A 17945-nucleotide genomic window follows, 5' to 3' on the forward strand; every position below is an offset into this window, starting at 1 on the left:
CCGGGACGCAACGCCCATGACCATCGACGCCACCAACGACGCGGGAGCCACCCGCGCGCTGATCCTTGCGTTGCTCGCGCTCGCCTGCGGGCACATGCTCTCGACCTTGCTGCGCACCATTCCAGCGGTCAGCCTCGACCTGATGGCGGCGGATTTCGGCATCGAACCGCAGGCGCTGGCGAGCCTCACCTCGGTCTACCCGTTCGCGTTTGCGGCCGCGCAGATCCCGGTCGGTGCGGCGATGGACCGCTTTGGCGTGCGGCCGGTGTCGCTGAGCCTGCTCGCGGGAACCGTGGTCGGCGCCATCGCGTCGGGGTTCGCGACGGGACCCGAAAGCTTCGCGGTCGGGCAGGTGCTGCTGGGCGTTGCCACCTCCGGCATGCTGATGTGCCCGATGACATTGGCGGCCAAGCAATTGTCGGCCGCGCGCTTCGGGCTGTGGTCGGGCGCGATCCTCTCGATCGGCAATATCGGCATGCTGTTGTCGTCGAGCCCGCTCGCCTTCGTGGTCGACACTTACGGCTGGCGCGCCGGGTTCTGGATCTCGGCACTCGGCGGCGTCGCCGTGGCGCTCGCGGTGTTCCTTCTGGTGCCGAGCCAACCGGCCGAGCACAAGGACGAATCCTCGCCGCTGTCGCAGATGATCGAGGTCCTCAGGCTGGGACTCTCGCGGCCCTTGCGCGGCCTGATCGCGCTGGCGCTGGTGTCGCTTGCGACCTCGCTGGTGCTGCGCGGCCTCTGGGGCGGGCCGTGGCTGATGCAGGTCAAGGGATTGTCGCGGATCGAGGCCGGCAACCAGCTCGGTGCATTCACGCTGGCGATGATTGCCGGTCCGCTTCTCATCGGCATGATCGACCGCAGGATCGGCCGCCGCCGCGGCCTGGTGGCGGGAACGCACTTGGTCGGCGCATTGCTGCTGGCGCTGATGGCGTTAGGGGCGCCGCACTACGCAGTCTCCGTGCTGTTCGGCGTCCCCGTGATGCCGCCGCAATACGACCTCGTGCTGTTCGTGCTCATTGGGCTCGCCACCTCGGCACAGCCGCTGCTGTTCGGCATGTCGCGTCAATTGGTCGACGCACAAGTGGCGGGCAAGGCGCTCGCGGCGATCAACCTCGCCTTCTTCCTCGGCGCGGCGCTGATGCAGTCGGTCACCGGCGCGGTAGCGGCCTTCGCGGGGCTGCCGTCGGTGCTGCTTTTCATGGCTGCCATGCTTCTGTTCGGTACGCTGATCTTTTTGACTTACACATCGTCGCGTTCGTAGGATGGGTAGAACGAAAGCGAAACCCATCACTCTTGCACGAAGATGATGGGTTTCGCGAAGAGCTCTACCCATCCTACGAGTGCGTTCCAAAGGAATGAACCATGCCTGTCGACACCAAAGCCGCCACCGACCGCCTCATGCGCTTCCTCGCCATCGAGGGCGTCACCGGACAGGAGGCGGCGATCGGGCGTGAGCTCACGGCCGCGCTGAAGGAAAGCGGCGTGCCGGCAAAGGCGATCCGGCTCGACGACGCCAATACGCGCATTCCCGTGCCGACCGAGACCGGCAACCTCATCGTCGACCTGCCCGGCCGCGGCGCGCTGCACAACCAGCCGCGCATCATGTTCATGACCCACATGGACACCGTGCCGCTGTGCGCCGGCGCCAAGCCGAAACTCGCGAAGCGCAAGATCGTCAATGATGCCAAGACCGCGCTCGGCGGCGACAACCGCTGCGGCTGCGGCGTGCTGGTGACGCTGGCCGCCGAGCTCGAAAAGCAGAAGCTCGATCATCCGCCGATCACGCTCTTGTTCTGCGTGCGCGAGGAGAGCGGGCTTTACGGCGCGCGCCACGTCAAGCTGGACGAGCTCGGCTCGCCGGTGATGGCGTTCAACTATGACGGCGGCGCGGCCTCCAACGTCGTCATCGGCGCCGTCGGCGCCGATCGCTGGACCGTCGAGATTCTCGGCCGCGCCTCGCATGCCGGCGTCGCGCCGGAGCGCGGCATCTCCTCCACCATGATCATGGCGCTCGCGCTTGCCGACGTGAAGGCCGGCGGCTGGTTCGGCAAGGTGGTGAAGGGCAAGAGCCAAGGCACCAGCAATGTCGGCCCCGTCACCGGCGGCGAGGGGCGGCCCGCGGGCGACGCCACCAATGTCGTCACCGACTACGTCCATGTGCGCGGCGAAAGCCGCAGCCACGACGGAAAATTCTTCAAGGAGATCACCAAGGCCTACAAAGCCGCGTTCGAGAAGGCGGCCAAGAAGGTCACGAACGCGCAAGGCAAGTCCGGCAAGGTCAAGTTCAAGGCCGAAACCGATTATTTTCCGTTCCGCATGAAGGACAACCTGCCCGTCGTCAAACGCGCGGTGGAGGCCGTGTCCGCCGTCGGCGGCACCCCGAACGTGCGCACCGCCAATGGCGGCCTCGATGCCAACTGGATGGTCCGCCACGGCGTTCCGACCGTGACCTTCGGCGCCGGCCAGAACGAGGCGCACACGATCGACGAATGGATCAATCTCGACGAATACGACCGCGCCTGCGCGCTGGCGCTGCAGCTCGCGACGATGCGGTGATCATGGAAGCGGCTTGTAGGATGGGTAGAGCGTTAGCGAAACCCATCGCTACTTGCGAAGAGAAGATGATGGGTTTCGCTTCGCTCTACCCATCCTACGAACAAAAATAAAAACAGGGAGGCGACATGGCACGCATCGCAACTATCGAGACCGGTTTCTACCGGATCCCCCTGCCCGTCATGCTCTCCGACTCGACCCATGGCGACATCGCAGCGTTCGAGCTGATCACCTGCCGTATCCGCGATGCCGATGGCGCCGAAGGCGTCGGCTACACCTACACGGTCGGGCGCAATGGCGGCGCCGTCGCCGACATCCTCAAACGCGAGATCCCCGCGCTGATCGAGGGGCGCGAGGCCGATGATACCGAAGCGATCTGGCATCAGGTCTGGTGGGGCCTGCATTATGGCGGGCGCGGCGGGCCGGCGGTGCTGGCGCTCTCCGCGCTCGACATCGCGCTGTGGGATTTGAAGGCGCGGCGCGCGAAGCTGCCGCTGTTCCGGCTGCTCGGCGGCTTCGACGCGCGCGTACCCTGCTATGCCGGCGGCATCGACCTCGATCTCTCGGTCGAGGCGCTGCTGCAGCAGACCGACGGCAACCTCGCCAAGGGTTTTCGCGCCATCAAGATGAAGGCCGGCCGGCCCGATCTCAAATCGGATGTGGCGCGGGTCGCGGCGATGCGAGACCATCTCGGCGGCGGCTTTCCGTTGATGGTGGATGCCAACATGAAGTGGACGGTCGAGGAAGCGATCCGCGCCGCCCGGGCGTTCCAAGCCTACGACCTCACCTGGCTCGAGGAGCCGATCATCCCCGACGACGTCGCGGGCCATGCCCGCATCATGCAGGCCGGCGGCGTGCCGATCGCCGCCGGCGAAAACCTGCGCTCGCTGTGGGAGTTCAAGAACTACATCGTCGCGGGCGCGGTGTCCTATCCCGAGCCTGACGTCACCAATTGCGGCGGCGTCTCCGCCTTCATGAAGATCGCGCGGCTGGCGGAAGCATTCAACCTGCCCGTCACCAGCCACGGCGCGCACGACATCACCGTGCACCTGCTCGCGGCCTGCCCGAACCGCTCGTATCTGGAGGCGCACGGCTTTGGGCTCGACAAATATATCGAGCATCCGCTGGTGCTTCAGGACGGGCTCGCGCTCGCGCCGGACCGTATGGGCCACGGCATCAGCTTCGACTGGAACGGGCTGGCGAAGCTTGCGGCGTAGCATGAGGTCGTCGTGCCCGGGCTTGTCCCGGCCATGACGATGTAGTTGCACGTGGGGCATTCGCTCGTGGCTGGATGCAGCGGCCCGATAATCCGCTATGGTGGCAGCAGCCGTCATCATCCGAAAGACCGACCTTGACCCCCGAACTGCACCAGAAACTGACCGCGTTGCGCCAGCATTTGCATGCGCATCCCGAACTGTCCCTCCAGGAGAAGTCCACTGCCGCTTTCGTGCAGGACAAGCTCACCGAGCTCGGCATTCCCTTCGTGTCAGGCGTTGGCGGCCACGGCATCGTCGCGACGTTGACGCGCGGGCATGCACAGAGCCGCGTCGGCCTGCGCGCCGACATGGATGCGCTGCCGATCACCGAAGACACGGGCCTGCCCTATGCTTCGAAAAATCCCGGTGTGATGCATGCCTGCGGGCATGACGGGCATACCGCTTCGCTGCTCGGCGCCGCCGCGCTGCTCGCCGCCGACACAAGCTGGAGCGGCACCGTCGACTTCATCTTCCAGCCGGCCGAGGAAGGTTATGGCGGCTCGCGCGCGATGGTCGCGGCCGGGCTGTTCGAGCGCTTTCCGATGCAACGGGTGTTCGGCTTTCACAACTGGCCGGGACTTAGCACCGGCACCATCGCGGTTCATGACGGCGTCGTCATGGCATCCGGCGGGCGCATCACCATCACTATCGATGGTCATGCCGGACACGCCGGCATGCCGCATCTGACGCGCGATCCGGTGATGGCGGCCGGCCATTTGATCGTGGCGCTGCAATCGATCGTCTCGCGCAGCGTCGATCCGCTCGACACCGCCGTGCTCTCGCTGTGCACGCTCGAAGGCGGCACGGCGCGCAACCAGATCGCGGGGCGGGTCGTGATCGGCGGCACGCTACGCTATCATCGCGAGGCGGTGAAAGACACCATCCTCGAGGCGATCGAACGTACCTGCGCCGGAATCGCGACGAGCTTTGGCGTCAAGGTGACGCCCGAGATCGTCATCGGCGTTGGCGTCGTCATCAACACACCGGTCGAAGCGGGTCTCGCGCGCCTCGCCGCGGACAAGGTGCAGGCCGAGCTGCGGCGCGACCTCGCGCCCAGCATGGCAGGTGAGGATTTCGCCCACTATCTCTCGCGGCGCCCCGGCGCCTTCGTCTGGATCGGCAATGGCGAATTGCGTGATGGCGCCGAGCTGCACGGCCCGCGCTATGATTTCAACGACGCGATCCTGCCGGTGGCGTCAGGCTGGATGGCGGAAGTCGCCAAGGCGGCGCTGGCGTCGAACTAGGGCATGGACCCGTGAGCGGCGAGCCAAGTCCGAATCGCTGCGGCGGGCGAATTCACCCGGGCGCGGGCGCTGCTGCTGAAGGCCTGACGAAAGGCGCGAACCCGCTCACGAGATTTCGCGCGGCAGCTTCCAATCGGGCCGCGGCTCGTTGACCTCCTCGACCTGCGCGACGTGATATCCGGGAGAAGCCTGCCGCCCTCCTCGTCCGCGACCGGTACGTCGGTCACCAACCCTTCGATCTATGCGGCTTCCCATACCTCCTTCCCGGAGGGAAAGGGATCGCCGATCTGCTTGTTGCCTTCGTCTATGTGCGACGTCTTTGTCTATTTCGACAACGACCAGAAGAGCGCGGCGCCGGCCGATGCGCGAGCGTTGAAGCAATTGCTGTAACGCGCGGACGCCGGTTCACGAACGCCCGCCTCCCCCATTTCGTCTCGCCTTGATCCGGTCCTTGGCGGAGGAGCGCCGACGCCGCTGATCGCCCGTGTCCCGCTGATGGTTCGCGCCGCCTGTGCTTGACGCACGGCGCCCGGGGAGGTTTAATGGATCTTAAGAACAATTGTTCGCATTCCGAACAAATGCAACCGGACCAAGCGGGGTCACAACACCGCGTCCGCGTCACCAGAGGAAACGTCAACGATGCAAGCCATCCTCAATGGCGACAGCACGCTCATCGTCGCGATGATCGTCGCCTACATCGCCTTCACCTCCTGGCTCACGCTCAAGCTGCGCAGCAGGACGAGCGATCAGTTCATGACCGGCGGGCGCGCGATGCCGGCCGTCGTGGTCGGCGTGCTGATGATGTCCGAATTCGTCGGCGCCAAGTCCACCGTCGGCACCGCGCAGGAAGCGTTCCAGTCCGGCATGGCTGCGGGGTGGGCCGTGCTCGGCGCCTCGATCGGCTTTCTGCTGTTCGGGCTGTTGATGGTGAAGAAGCTCTACAATTCCGGCGAATACACCATCTCGGCCGCGATCGCGCAGAAATACGGCAAGTCGACCATGCTCACGGTCTCCGTGATCATGATCTACGCGCTGCTGCTCGTGAACGTCGGCAATTACATCAGCGGCGCGGCGGCGATCGCAACCGCGCTGCATGTCAGCCTGCCGTTCGCGATGTGCGTCATCGCGGTGGTCAGCACCTTCTACTACGTGTTCGGCGGATTGAAGGGCGTCGCCTGGGTGACGATCCTGCACAGCGCCTTCAAGGTCGTCGGCATCCTCATCATCTTCACGGTCGCGATGTCCCTGACCGGCGGCATTGCGCCGATGCAGGCCAAGCTGCCCGCCCACTATTTCACCTGGGACGGCAAGATCGGCTTTGCGACCATCTTCGCCTGGACCTTCGGCACCGTCGGTGCGATCTTCTCGACCCAGTTCATCGTCCAGGCGATCTCCTCGACGCCGAGCGCCGACGACGCCCGCAAGGCAACCTTCTATGCCGCTGCGTTCTGCCTGCCGCTCGGCTTCCTGCTTGCCTTGATCGGCGTTGCCGCGAAATTCCTCTATCCCGACATGAACAGCCTCTACGCGCTTCCCGTATTCCTGGAGAAGATGCCGCCGCTGGCCTCGGCCTTCGTGACGACCTCGCTCGTCGCCTCGATCTTCGTCAGCGTCTGCACCGTTGCGCTGGCGATCGCCTCGCTGGTGGTGCGCGACTTCTACGTTCCCTATTGGAAGCCGACGCCGGAGCGCGAGCTGAAGATGACCCGCCTGTTCTCGGTGGTGATCGGCATCGCGCCGCTGCTGTTCGTCTTCTTCGTCCCGGAGATCCTCAAGCTGTCGTTCTTCACGCGCGCGCTGCGCCTGTCGATCACGATCATCGCGATGATGGGATTCTATCTGCCGCTGTTCGCGAGCAATCGTGGCGCCACCGCGGGCCTGATCGGCGCCGCCGTCTCGACGACGGTCTGGTACATGCTCGGAAATCCCTTCGGCATCGACAACATGTATGTCGCCGCCGCGACGCCGCTGATCGTGATGGCGGTCGAGCGCCTGGCGCTGGGCCGCGCGCCCATCGCTGCCGCGACGCCGCAGGCCGCACAACCCAATGCATTCGTGGAAAGGACCTCGACATGATTGCCGACATCGAGATCGCCGCCGACGGCGTCGTTCGCCCGGCTGCCGGCGATCCCGACCGGTTCGACGCCTTCATTCCCTCGCCTTGCGTGCAGAACCACGCCGCCAATCTGATGCCGCTTGCGGGCGGCGATCTGGCTTGCGTCTGGTTCGGCGGCACCCAGGAAGGCATGTCGGACATCTCGGTGTATTTTTCGCGCCTGGCCCGTGGTGCGACGCAGTGGTCGCGCGCCGAAAAGCTGTCCGATGACAATTCGCGTTCGGAGCAGAACCCGGTGCTGTTTCCCGCGCCCGACGGTGCGCTGTGGCTGATGTGGACGGCGCAACTGGCGGGAAACCAGGACACCGCCCTGATCCGCCGCCGCCTCTCCCGCGACAACGGCAAGAGCTGGGGCCCGATCGAGACGCTGTTTCCCGAGCACCGTGGCCGCGGCACCTTCATCCGCCAGCCGATCGTCGTGCTCGACAATGGCGACTGGCTGCTGCCGGTGTTCTATTGTCACAGCACGCCGGGACGGAAATGGAACGGCGACGAGGACACCAGCGCGGTGAAGATCTCGTCCGATTCCGGCACGACCTGGCGCGACGTCGACGTTCCCGGCAGCCGCGGCTGCGTCCACATGTCCATCGTGCGCCTCGACGACGGTTCGCTGCTCGCGCTGTATCGCAGCCGCTGGGCGGACAACATCTATCAGAGCCGGTCCACCGATCACGGCAGGACCTGGTCGGCGCCTGTTCCGACCGTGCTTCCCAACAACAATTCCTCGATCCAGGTCACGCGGCTCGCCAACGGTCATCTTGCGCTCGTGTTCAACGACTCAAGCGCAAATGACGCGACCGGACGCCGTCTCTCGCTGTATGACGAGATCGAGGACGACCTTCCTCCCGTGATCGCCGACGATGGCAGCAAGACGGACGGACGCACTGCATTCTGGGGCGCGCCGCGGGCACCGATGACGCTGGCCGTCTCGGCCGACGGCGGACGAAGCTGGACCAGGCGCAACGTCGAGACCGGCGACGGCTATTGCATGACCAACAATTCGCGCGAGCAGACCAATCGCGAGCTGTCCTACCCGTCCGTCAAGCAGACCGCCGACGGCGCGATCCACATGGCGTTCACCTTCCACCGCCGCGCGATCAAATACGTGCGCGTAAGCGAGCCATGGGTCACGAGAACTGGGTTACGAGAACCGGGTGACGCCGCCGCGCGGGACTGAGATCATGGACAAGAGCCCCCACGCACTCGTCACCGGCGCCAGCTCGGGGATTGGCGCGGCGATCGTCGAGCGCCTGCTGCGCGACGGCTGGCGCGTCACCGGGATCAGCCGACGGCCCGCACCATTCGAGCACCCGGCATTCGATCATTTGTCACTCGACCTCGCCGATGTCGACGCCATCGCGGCCGCCGTCGCCGACATCACGCCGACCGCGCTCGTCCATGCCGCCGGCATGCTCAAGGTCGGGCAGCTCGGATCGCTCGACCATGACGAGGGTGCCGCGATGTGGCGACTGCATGTCGACGTCGCCGAGCGCCTCGCCAACGCGCTGGCGCCGCGCCTGACGCAGGGCGGGCGCATCGTCTTCATCGGCAGCCGCACCGCATCAGGCGCGTCCGGCCGCGGGCAATATGCCGCGACCAAGGCGGCCCTGGTGGCGCTGGCGCGGTCCTGGGCGATCGAGCTCGCACCGCGCGGCGTTACCGTCAACGTGGTTGCGCCGGCAGCGACCGAGACGCCGATGCTGAAGGATCCCTCGCGCGCCGACGTCACGCCCAGATTGCCGCCGATCGGCCGCTACATCCGCGCCGAGGAAGTCGCAAACGCGGTGGCATTCCTGCTCTCGGCGGACGCCGCCGCCATCACCGGACAGCAGCTCGTCATCTGCGGCGGCAGCTCGCTGTGAGTTTGCGGCAAGACGAGGCGGGAAGCTCGTCTGCGGCCATCCTTCGAGACGCCCGGCTGCGGCAGGCCCTCAGGATGAGGTCGTGTTTCGCGGCGAGATATCAGACCCTCATGGTGAGGAGCCCGCCAAAGCGGGCGTTCCGGACGATGCTCTGCATCGCCGGGCGAACCATGCAGGCCGAGCATGCCAGATAGCTCTCCGCTGCCTTCTACGATAGCCCTTCCTCTCTAGACAATGCCGCCCTGCCGTAGCGCCGCGATCGCGGCCTTGTCGTAGCCGAGCTCGGCCAGGATAAGATCGGTATGCTCGCCGAGCGTGGGTGGGCGCGTCGTGATTTCACCGGGCGTTTCCGACAGGCGGACGGCAGCGCGTGCCACCGGTGCGGGCTTCGGCAAGCCGGGATAGTCGACGTCCTGCATGAAGCCGGCGGCGCGGATGTGCGGATGATCCAGCGCCTGCTGCGGGCTCAGCACGGGGCCGGTCGGAATCATCGCCTTGCCCAGGGTGTCGACGGCCTCCTGCGTGGTGCGCTCGGCGCACCAGCGCGCCATCCGCTCGCTGATGACGGCGCCGTTGTTGCCGCGGCTGATGTCGTCGGCAAAGCGCGGATCGTTCAGCCACTGCTCCTCTTCGCCCATCAGCCTGGCCCAGCGCTTGAACAGCGGATGCCCCGTGACCTGGCACAGCACCCAGCCGTCCCTGGTGCGGTAGATGTCGGCGGGCGCTGCGGTCTGGCCGAGATTGCCTGATGGCACGCGATTGACGTTGATGACGGCCTGTTCGATCAGCGTGGCGTTGGTGAAGGACAAAGCGGTTGCGAGCAATGCGCCCTCGACGATCTGCCCACGCCCGGATTTGCCGCGCTCGATCAGCGCGGCGAGCGTGCCGAACGCGCAATGGAGCGCGGTTCCGAAATCGACCCAGTTGACCGCGGCCCGGTAGGGTGGATCGCCGGCGCCCGTCATGTACACCGAGCCCGACATGACCTGCCCGACGCCGTCGAAGCCGACGCGGTCGGACCATGGCCCCGGCCCGCCGAACGCGGTGGCCGTGGTCAGGATGATGTCGGGCTTGATCGCCTTGAGCGAGTCGTAGTCGAGCTTCATCGCGAGCAGGGTTTGCGGCGGCAGATTGGCGACGACGACGTCGGCGGTCGCAATCAGGCGGCGCATCACCTCCTGCCCTTCCGGCTTCATCGGATCGAGCGTGAGGCACTTCTTGTTGCGGTTGACCTGAAGGAACAGCGCGCCTTCGCCATTTTCGCCGACCGGCGCCACGAAGCGATCCTCGCTGCCGTCGCGCTTCTCCACGCGAATGACCTCGGCGCCGAATTCGGCCAGCAAGGTCGCGCAATAGGGCCCCGCGATATAGCGCCCGAAATCGAGGACGCGCACGCCCTCCAGAACCCCTCCCATCGATCTCTTTCCTTTGTGCTTTTTGTCAGATTACAGGGATTGGCATTTGCGGCAAGGTGGCAACGGACGCCATGCCCTGCCCTCAAGATGTGATCGGCGAATCATTTCGACTGGCGGAAATTGTGCTCTAGTATGGACCTGTCCCTCCCCCATCAGAGCCTCATCCATGCCGCAACAATTCGATCGATCCGCAGAAGATCTCGGCAACGCGATCCATTTCGAGCACGTCAACATCCAGGTCCCGGACCAGCGCCTCGCCACGCTGTTCTACGTCACAGGCCTCGGGCTCACCCGCGATCCCTACCTCATGGTGTCCGACACCAACATGTGGATCAACGCCGGCCGCAGCCAGTTTCACTTGCCGAGCGGACGGCCGCAGGTGCTGCGCGGTCATGTCGGGCTGGTCATCGCGGGCCGCGAGGCGCTGCTCGCCCGGCTGGCGTCGGTCGCCAAAAAGCTCGAGGGCACGGCGTTCGCCTTCGCCGAGCACAACGACCATGTCGAAGCGATTTGTCCGTGGGGCAACCGCCTGCGCTGCTACGAGCCCGACGCCGCGCGCTTCGGCCGCGTCGCGCTCGGCATTCCCTATGTCGAGTTCGACGTGCCGGTGGGATCCGCAGCGCGCATCTGCGCCTTCTACCCCGAGATCATGGGCATGCCATCCGAGGTGTGGAACGGCGACGGCACCGTCGCCGCCGTGAAGACGGGCCGCGACCAGCATCTGCTGTTCCGCGAGACCGATCGGCCGCAAGGCGACTATGACGGCCACCATGTGCAGATGTACATCACCGACTTCTCCGGCCCGTACCGCAGACTGCTGGCGCGCAACCTGGTCTCGCGCGAGGACAATCGATACCAGTACCGGTTCTGCGACATCGTCGATCTCGACAGCGGCAAGCCTCTGTTCACGGTCGAGCACGAAGTGCGCAGCGCCACCCACCCGATGTTCATGCGGCCGATGGTCAACCGCAACCCGGCGATCAACAATCGCAATTACGCGGCCGGCCACGATCAGTCGCTCTGGGCGATGGGGCCGGACCAATACGAGGGATAGGGGCTGGCTGGGGCGGGAGGGATCGAACCTCCGAATGGCGGAATCAAAATCAGCTTGATTATTCAATGATTTCAATCTGCGTTTGGAAAAAAGCCAAGAATTCTGCCCTAGTAATATCAATAGCTTGGCGGTTGTTTCCAAATGAAAAGGAAGCTTACGAATTTCGGACCGATATGAAATCTCCGGTTTCCGCCGCGCGTTTGACCGCGTCGATCACTGTGAGGGTTTTGAGCCCTTCGCGCCCGCTCACCGCGGGCTCGGCCGTACCGCGGATGACTCCGCAGAAATTGGCGATCTGCAGAGCAAGCGGGTCTTCGTTCTCGTAGCTCAGCCGCTCGCGCTCAATCGGCGCCCACCAACTCGCCTTGCTCGGGTGATGCCATAGATCGAGTTGCGGAATAGCCAGCGATGCCCTCGTGCCGCCGATCTGGTAGCAGGTCTCCAGCGCATGGCTGTAGGCCGGATTCTCTCCGGTGGTAAATTCCCAGCTCCAAGGCGACTGGATGGTATCGGAGACATTGACCGTTCCCAGCGCCCCGGAGGCGAAATGCAGGATGATCACCGCGGTCTCTTCGATCGCATTTCCGCGCACCCGATTGGATTGCGCAGCCTGTACCGCGACGATATCGCCGCACAGATACCGCAACAGGTCGACATCATGGATGAGATTTAGGAAAATGGGCCCCGCCCCTTTCTCGCGGCGCCAGGACACTTCAAAATAATCGTCCGGCTTGACCAGCCAGAACATGCCATGCACCGCGACGATCTGACCGAGCCTGCCGCTGTCGATCTCCGCCTTGGCACGCTGGATCATCGGGTTGTGGCGGCGGTGGTGGCCGGTGAGCAGTGGCACGCCCGCCCGGTCGGAGGCTTCGACCAACGCCTGTGCAGCAACGACATCATCCGCTAACGGCTTCTCGATCAGCGCCGGGATGCCCGCAGCGATACAATCCATGCCGTTCGCCACGTGCATCTGGTTGGGGGTGGCGATCACCACCCCCTCTGGCCGATTTTCCGAGACCATGTCCTGGAAAGGACGGAAACCAGTCCACGTTCAGCGATACCGCCAACTCTTGTGCCGCCGGCATCGGATCGACGATCGACGATAGTACCGCCTCCGGCCGTGCGAGAATGTGCTCAATATGTCGCTTGCCGATGAGACCCGCTCCCACGACCGACAGGCGAATGGGTGCACTCATGCAATGCTACCCTTTCTTCTCGTCAAGTAGCTTGGCCACACGACGCAAGCCGAGCAGATAACCCTGAGTTCCGAAACCTGCGATCACGCCATCAGCTCGTTTGGAAACGAACGAGTGGTGACGGAATTCCTCGCGTTTGTGCACGTTGGAAATGTGCACCTCGATCACTGTACCCTCGAACGTGTTCAGAGCATCCAGGATGGCGACCGAAGTATGGGTGAAAGCTGCGGGATTCATCACGATACCGGCAGCCGTCTCGCGCGCCTCGTGGATCCAATCGATCAGCTCGTACTCTCTGTTCGACTGGTGAAAGCGCATCTCCAGCGCGAGCTCCGCGGCCAGCCCCCGACAATCTCGCTCCACATCCGCAAGAGTCTCGTGGCCATAGATATGGGGCTGACGCTTGCCGAGCAAATTGAGATTTGGCCCGTTCAGGACGTAGACAAGACGACTCATGGAAAAACTCCGTTCAGTGATGGGCAAGGATCTCGCCAAGGAACTGCTTGGTGCGGGTGTGCTGCGGATTGCGGAAGAAAGCGTCGGGCGCGCCTTCTTCGATGATCTGCCCTTCAGCCATGAAGATGACACGGTCGGCAACCTGGCGGGCAAAACCCATCTCGTGGGTGACGCAAATCATGGTCATGCCGTCGTTGGCGAGGCCGATCATCGTATCGAGCACTTCCTTGACCATTTCCGGATCAAGAGCCGAGGTCGGTTCGTCAAACAGCATCACCTTGGGCTGCATGCAGAGCGCACGCGCGATCGCGACACGTTGCTGCTGACCGCCCGAGAGCTGAGCCGGATACTTCTCGGCCTGATCCCCAATGTGTACCCGCTCGAGATATTTTTGCGCGGTCGCCTCCGCCTCGGTCTTGCTGATGCGGCGCGCGCGAATGGGCGCGAGCATGCAGTTCTGCAACACCGTCATATGCGGAAAAAGGTTGAAGCTCTGAAAGACCATGCCGACGTCCTGGCGTACGACATCAATGGCTTTGATGCTGTCGTCCAACCGATGACCGTTCACCACGATACTACCCTGCTGGATTGCCTCCAGGCGGTTGATACAGCGTATCAGCGTCGACTTGCCCGAACCGGACGGACCGCAGAGCACGATCTTTTCGCCTCGGCGCACAGTGAGATCAACGTTGCGGAGAGCCTGGTACCCGCCGTACCATTTCTGCACGCCCTTCATTTCGATCAGGATCTGGTCCTGCATGGATTCGGCCTCCGCTATCGAACAGCGGCCAACGCGCCCAGCGCGTCGGCCGCTTGCAGTGATTATTGAACTGTGAACGGAACGCCGGGGACTGAGTCGGGGAAGATCGGCACGGGCGCCTTCATCCACTTGGCGTAGAAACCGGCCAACTTGCCGTTAGACTTGATCTGGTCGATGAATTTGTTCGCCGTCTCGTTCCACTCCTTCTCTCCCAGGCGCGTGCAGGCCCCGTTGTACAAAGCGGTGAAGTGAAGCTTGGGCTCGAACCCAAGTTCCGGCTTTGCGGCATTCAGACGCTGCGGGTAGAAGCTGTTTGCGCCGACCGCCTGCACCTGACCCGAGAGCAGCGCCTGGATCGTGGCCGCGTCATCGTCAAACCTGCGGATTTCGGCGCCCGCTGGAGCATTATTGGTTACCTGGGTGTCCTGCGTGGAGGAGCGTGGGACGCCAATAACGTACTTCCCCATATCGGCATTGCTGTTGATCGGCGTTGCCTGGGCAGCGACAAGTGTAATCTCATTGGCAACATATGGTTTGGAATATTGTACCGCCTTCGCGCGCTCGGGCAGCATCGCCATGGTCGCGAACAGAATGTCTACGCGGCCTGTGGTCAGCGCCGGAATACGATTGGCCACCGCCAGCGGGACGAACTCGGCCTTCACGCCGAGATATTCAGCGAAGGCGCGCCCCATGTCGGCATCGATCCCGTCCTGCTTTCCTGAGCTATCGACATAGCCCCAGGGCGGATTATCGCCCTGAATGCCGATGACGACGACGCCCTTCTTCTTCACGTCCTCCAGAGTGCCCGCCTGCGAGCCGCCTGCGACAACGATGGCCGACAACGTCAGCAGCGCAATGCCGAACTGGCGGCGATTGAGCGAAAACAACATGAGTATCTCCTCCTGGTGATGGCTGTGTTTGATTGAGTAGGTGCGCCGAACCTACCTTTGAGCGGCCAGGGCGAGCCTGGCCTCCACCCGACTGCCCCACCATGAGAGTGGCCAGCAGAGGATGAAATACATCGCGCCGACCACACCGAAGACGAGCAACGGCTGGTAGATCTGGTTCGATACGATTTGACCGGCGCGGGCGAGTTCGATGAAGCCGACGATGGCAGCGAGCGAGGTGCCCTTGATGAGCTGCACGAGATAGCCGATGGTCGCCGGCAGCGCGATGCGAATGGCTTGCGGCAGCACGATGTCGCGCATGCGCGAGGAATAATGCAGACCGAGCGCCATTGCGGCCTCGGTCTGACCGCGAGGCACGGCTTGGATTGCGCCGCGCCAGATCTCGCCGAGAAAAGCCGAGGCGTTGACGGTGAACCCGATCGCGACCGCAACGAATGCTGACAGCTTCAATCCGAGGAGCGCCAGGCCGTAGTACACCACGAACAGTTGCAGCAGCAGCGGTGTCCCCTGGAAGATTCCAATATAGATCCGGACTATCCATTCAACGGTCGTGCGACCGCAGGTGCGCAACAGTGCGACGATCAGGCCGGCGGTACAGCCACCGACGAATGCAACCAGCGTCAGCAGCACCGTCCATTGCAGACCACGCATGAGGAAGCCGAACTCTGGAAGACCGAAATGCGGTGTCATGATCTGTGCTCCTCAGCGCGTCGGATATGAGAAGAAGCGATGGGAGATGATTGCGAAGCCCGACATCAGCAGCCAGGAGATCGCGAGGTAGAGGAACGTGACGAAGAAATAGACCTCGAAGCTGCGGAACGTGTCGCTTTCGATTCGCTGCGCAACCGACGTCAATTCATAGGCGGACACAGCCGAACAGATCGACGAGGTCAGCGTCAGCATGATGAACTGCCCCGTGAGCGAGGGATAGATCGCGCGAAGCGCGGGCTTGAGTACGATGGAACGGAATACCTGCCCTTTGTGCAGTCCGAGCGCGTAGCCGGCCTCGATTTGCCCTTTGTGAATCGATTGCACGCCGCCGCGGATGATCTCGATGGCGTACGCGCCTCCGTTCACACCGAGTGCGATAATGGCGGTGGCGGTCGGATTGAGCTTCAACCCAATAAGCGGCAGTGCAAAGAACAGAAAGAAGATCTGCACCAAGAACGGCGTATTGCGCACGATCTCGACGAAGCCGATCACGATGGCGCGCAACCAGGCCGACTTCGCATCGCGGGCCGCGACGCCCGCGACGCCGATGATCATTGCGAGCGTCATGCCAGCAAGCGCCAAACCCAACGTCCCCACGCATCCCCACAGCAGCGCGGGCATTGCGTGCCAAACCACCGAGAAATCGAGCGTGTAGCCCATCTTGCGTTTCCTCTCGGGCGTTGTGCGTGCCGCTCGCCCATCGGCCGGGTGTCACCCTCCCAGGGAGGCGAACGTTGCGAAGAAGACGTCCGGATCAGGCGAGACGCCCGTGAACAGGCGGAATGCTTCGGTGCCCTGGAAGATCGCCATTCCGCCACCATCGACCGTGCGGCAGCCGAGGGTACGCGCCGCGCGCAGCAGCGCGGTCTCGAGGGGGAAGTAGATGATCTCAGCGACCCAGAGCCTGGAACACAGCATCGCCAGCGGCAGCGGCGTTCCCGGATACTTGTCCATGCCGATCGGCGTCGCATTGACAATTCCGTCTGCGGCAGCCACGGCCGTTGCGACATCCCGGCCGACCCTCAAGCGCCCTTCTACAAATCGAGAGGACAAGCCGTCGACCACGCTCTGCGCCTTGGCCAAGTCGACGTCTATGATGGTCAGTTCCTGCACACCAAGCTTCATGAGCGCGAAAGCAACCGCCGCGCCCGCGCCGCCTGCACCGAATTGCACGACGCGACCGAGCGGTGCACCTTGCATGTTGCGACGAAAATTCTCGGCAAAGCCGAACCAGTCCGTGTTATGGCCGGTCATTCGGCCCTTGCTGACGACCACGGTGTTCACGGCGCCAAGCGCCTCCGCGTCGGGCGAAAGCTCGTCCAGCAGCGGAAGGATCGCCTGCTTGCAGGGATGGGTCACGTTCAATCCGTCAAAGCCCATCCGCCTTGCGGCCGTGAGCAATTCCGGCAACGCTTCGACCCCGAGGTTCAACTCGACCAGATCGATCTTCTTGTAGAGATAGCGGATGCCAGCGGCGTCGGCGGCCGCTTCGTGCATGGGCGGCGTGCGAGACGCCGAGATGCCGCTGCCGATCAGGCCGACGAGAAAGCTGGGTTTGGGATGCATTATCGGCGTCGTCCGTCAGTTCAATGGGACAGTTAATTCGGCGATGACCTCGGCCGTGCCCGGTCGGACGCCACGCCACCAGACAAAGGCTTCCGCCGCCTGCTCGACCAGCATGCCGACGCCGTCAGCCAGCTTGGCCACGCCTTCGACGCGGGCCGCTTGCAGAAAGGGAGTCAATCCTTTGCCATAGGCGAGTTCGTACGCCAGCTCCGCGCCCTGGAAGACATTGCCCGGATGCGGCGGCATTTCACCTCGCAGGCTGGCAGAGGTCGCGTTGACCACGACGTCATAGCCCTCGGCAAGGTCGGCCAGTTCAGCGTAGCCGCTCACGATCAGGGGACCACAGCCGGCAAACTCTTCGGCCATTGCAACAGCTTTCGACAGCGTTCGATTGACGAGAACCAGCTCAGACGGCTCCTGGCGCAGGAACGGCAGCAGCGCGCCGCGCGCCGCTCCTCCGGCGCCGAGCATCAGGACGCGCCGGCCGACCATCTTGACGCCGAGATTGCCGATGATGTCACGCACGAGACCGATCCCGTCAAAGTTTTCGCCAATGATCCGATCGCCGACGAACTTCAGACAGTTTACGGCGCCAGCTCGTTCGGCGCTCTCTGAAAGCTCGTTTGCGTACTCGAAGGCATTAAGCTTGAACGGAGCGGTGATGTTCAGCCCCTTGGCGCCCTCCGTCCGGAATTGATCAACCCGTTCGTTGAAGCCATTGAGGGGTGCCTCGATCGCTTCATAGACGAGATCCTGTCCCGTCATCTTGGCGAAAGTGCCATGGATGAGGGGTGATTTGCTGAAGCCGATCGGATTGCCAATCACCGCGTAGCGATCGCTCATCG

Annotated in this window: 16 protein-coding genes and 2 pseudogenes; 9 read left to right on the forward strand and 9 right to left on the reverse strand. The window is 63.8% G+C overall.

From position 1 onward, the window contains the following. Positions 1 to 16 precede the first annotated feature (16 nt). The 8 genes and pseudogenes from JQ591_RS16925 (at position 17) to JQ591_RS16955 (ending at position 9031) form a co-directional block, all read left to right on the forward strand. Positions 17 to 1261, forward strand: a complete 1245-nt coding sequence (locus JQ591_RS16925; protein WP_211397145.1) for an MFS transporter — start codon at positions 17 to 19, stop codon at positions 1259 to 1261. A gap of 101 nt (positions 1262 to 1362) precedes the next feature. Beyond that, entirely contained in the window at positions 1363 to 2556 is a 1194-nt protein-coding gene (locus tag JQ591_RS16930; RefSeq protein ID WP_211397146.1) for a M20/M25/M40 family metallo-hydrolase, read from the forward strand. A gap of 125 nt (positions 2557 to 2681) precedes the next feature. Beyond that, entirely contained in the window at positions 2682 to 3770 is a 1089-nt protein-coding gene (locus JQ591_RS16935) for a mandelate racemase/muconate lactonizing enzyme family protein (RefSeq protein WP_211397147.1), read from the forward strand. Positions 3771 to 3904: 134 nt separating this feature from the next. Next, positions 3905 to 5053 carry an amidohydrolase gene (locus tag JQ591_RS16940; RefSeq protein ID WP_211397148.1) on the forward strand — a complete coding sequence of 383 codons (1149 nt, stop codon included), beginning with the start codon at positions 3905 to 3907 and terminating at the stop codon, positions 5051 to 5053. A 309-nt stretch (positions 5054 to 5362) separates the two neighbouring features. Further along, positions 5363 to 5443: pseudogene (locus JQ591_RS35340) on the forward strand (DUF72 domain-containing protein); the annotation flags it as partial. Positions 5444 to 5692: 249 nt separating this feature from the next. Then, a complete protein-coding gene (locus tag JQ591_RS16945; RefSeq protein ID WP_211397149.1) occupies positions 5693 to 7129 on the forward strand; it encodes a sodium:solute symporter family protein in 1437 nt (478 codons plus the stop codon). Beyond that, on the forward strand, positions 7126 to 8346 hold the full coding sequence (locus JQ591_RS16950; RefSeq protein ID WP_211397150.1) for a sialidase family protein: 1221 nt from the start codon (positions 7126 to 7128) through the stop codon (positions 8344 to 8346). The genes JQ591_RS16945 and JQ591_RS16950 overlap by 4 nt, the downstream gene beginning before the upstream one ends. A gap of 4 nt (positions 8347 to 8350) precedes the next feature. Continuing rightward, complete coding sequence (locus JQ591_RS16955) at positions 8351 to 9031, forward strand: SDR family oxidoreductase (RefSeq protein WP_211397151.1); 681 nt, start codon at positions 8351 to 8353, stop codon at positions 9029 to 9031. A 227-nt stretch (positions 9032 to 9258) separates the two neighbouring features. Here the strand turns inward: JQ591_RS16955 and JQ591_RS16960 are convergent, their stop codons facing one another. Then, positions 9259 to 10446 (reverse strand): CaiB/BaiF CoA transferase family protein, encoded by a 1188-nt coding sequence (locus JQ591_RS16960; RefSeq protein WP_211397152.1) that lies wholly within the window; start codon positions 10444 to 10446, stop codon positions 9259 to 9261. A gap of 166 nt (positions 10447 to 10612) precedes the next feature. Between JQ591_RS16960 and JQ591_RS16965 the strand changes: the two genes are divergently transcribed. Then, positions 10613 to 11500 carry a VOC family protein gene (locus tag JQ591_RS16965; protein ID WP_211397153.1) on the forward strand — a complete coding sequence of 296 codons (888 nt, stop codon included), beginning with the start codon at positions 10613 to 10615 and terminating at the stop codon, positions 11498 to 11500. A gap of 154 nt (positions 11501 to 11654) precedes the next feature. Here JQ591_RS16965 and JQ591_RS16970 read toward each other — a convergent pair. The 8 genes and pseudogenes from JQ591_RS16970 to aroE all read right to left on the reverse strand — a co-directional run bounded on the left by JQ591_RS16970 (position 11655) and on the right by aroE (position 17943). Continuing rightward, positions 11655 to 12699: pseudogene (locus JQ591_RS16970) on the reverse strand (Gfo/Idh/MocA family protein). A 6-nt stretch (positions 12700 to 12705) separates the two neighbouring features. Then, entirely contained in the window at positions 12706 to 13155 is a 450-nt protein-coding gene (gene aroQ / locus JQ591_RS16975; RefSeq protein WP_211397154.1) for a type II 3-dehydroquinate dehydratase, read from the reverse strand. 13 nt (positions 13156 to 13168) lie between these two features. Next, positions 13169 to 13915 carry an amino acid ABC transporter ATP-binding protein gene (locus JQ591_RS16980; RefSeq protein ID WP_249137090.1) on the reverse strand — a complete coding sequence of 249 codons (747 nt, stop codon included), beginning with the start codon at positions 13913 to 13915 and terminating at the stop codon, positions 13169 to 13171. Positions 13916 to 13977: 62 nt separating this feature from the next. Continuing rightward, complete coding sequence (locus JQ591_RS16985; protein WP_211397155.1) at positions 13978 to 14805, reverse strand: transporter substrate-binding domain-containing protein; 828 nt, start codon at positions 14803 to 14805, stop codon at positions 13978 to 13980. 51 nt (positions 14806 to 14856) lie between these two features. Beyond that, positions 14857 to 15513: an amino acid ABC transporter permease gene (locus tag JQ591_RS16990; protein WP_211397156.1), complete on the reverse strand. Its 657-nt coding sequence runs from the start codon at positions 15511 to 15513 to the stop codon at positions 14857 to 14859. Between the two features lie 12 nt (positions 15514 to 15525). Then, a complete protein-coding gene (locus JQ591_RS16995) occupies positions 15526 to 16194 on the reverse strand; it encodes an amino acid ABC transporter permease (protein WP_211397157.1) in 669 nt (222 codons plus the stop codon). A 51-nt stretch (positions 16195 to 16245) separates the two neighbouring features. Continuing rightward, positions 16246 to 17100 (reverse strand): shikimate dehydrogenase, encoded by an 855-nt coding sequence (locus tag JQ591_RS17000; protein WP_211397158.1) that lies wholly within the window; start codon positions 17098 to 17100, stop codon positions 16246 to 16248. A gap of 15 nt (positions 17101 to 17115) precedes the next feature. Beyond that, positions 17116 to 17943, reverse strand: a complete 828-nt coding sequence (gene aroE / locus JQ591_RS17005; protein ID WP_211397159.1) for a shikimate dehydrogenase — start codon at positions 17941 to 17943, stop codon at positions 17116 to 17118. Positions 17944 to 17945 lie beyond the last annotated feature (2 nt).

Origin of the sequence: Bradyrhizobium canariense (assembly GCF_018130465.1) — a bacterium.
In the GTDB taxonomy this organism is placed as follows: Bacteria; Pseudomonadota; Alphaproteobacteria; order Rhizobiales; family Xanthobacteraceae; genus Bradyrhizobium; species Bradyrhizobium canariense_C.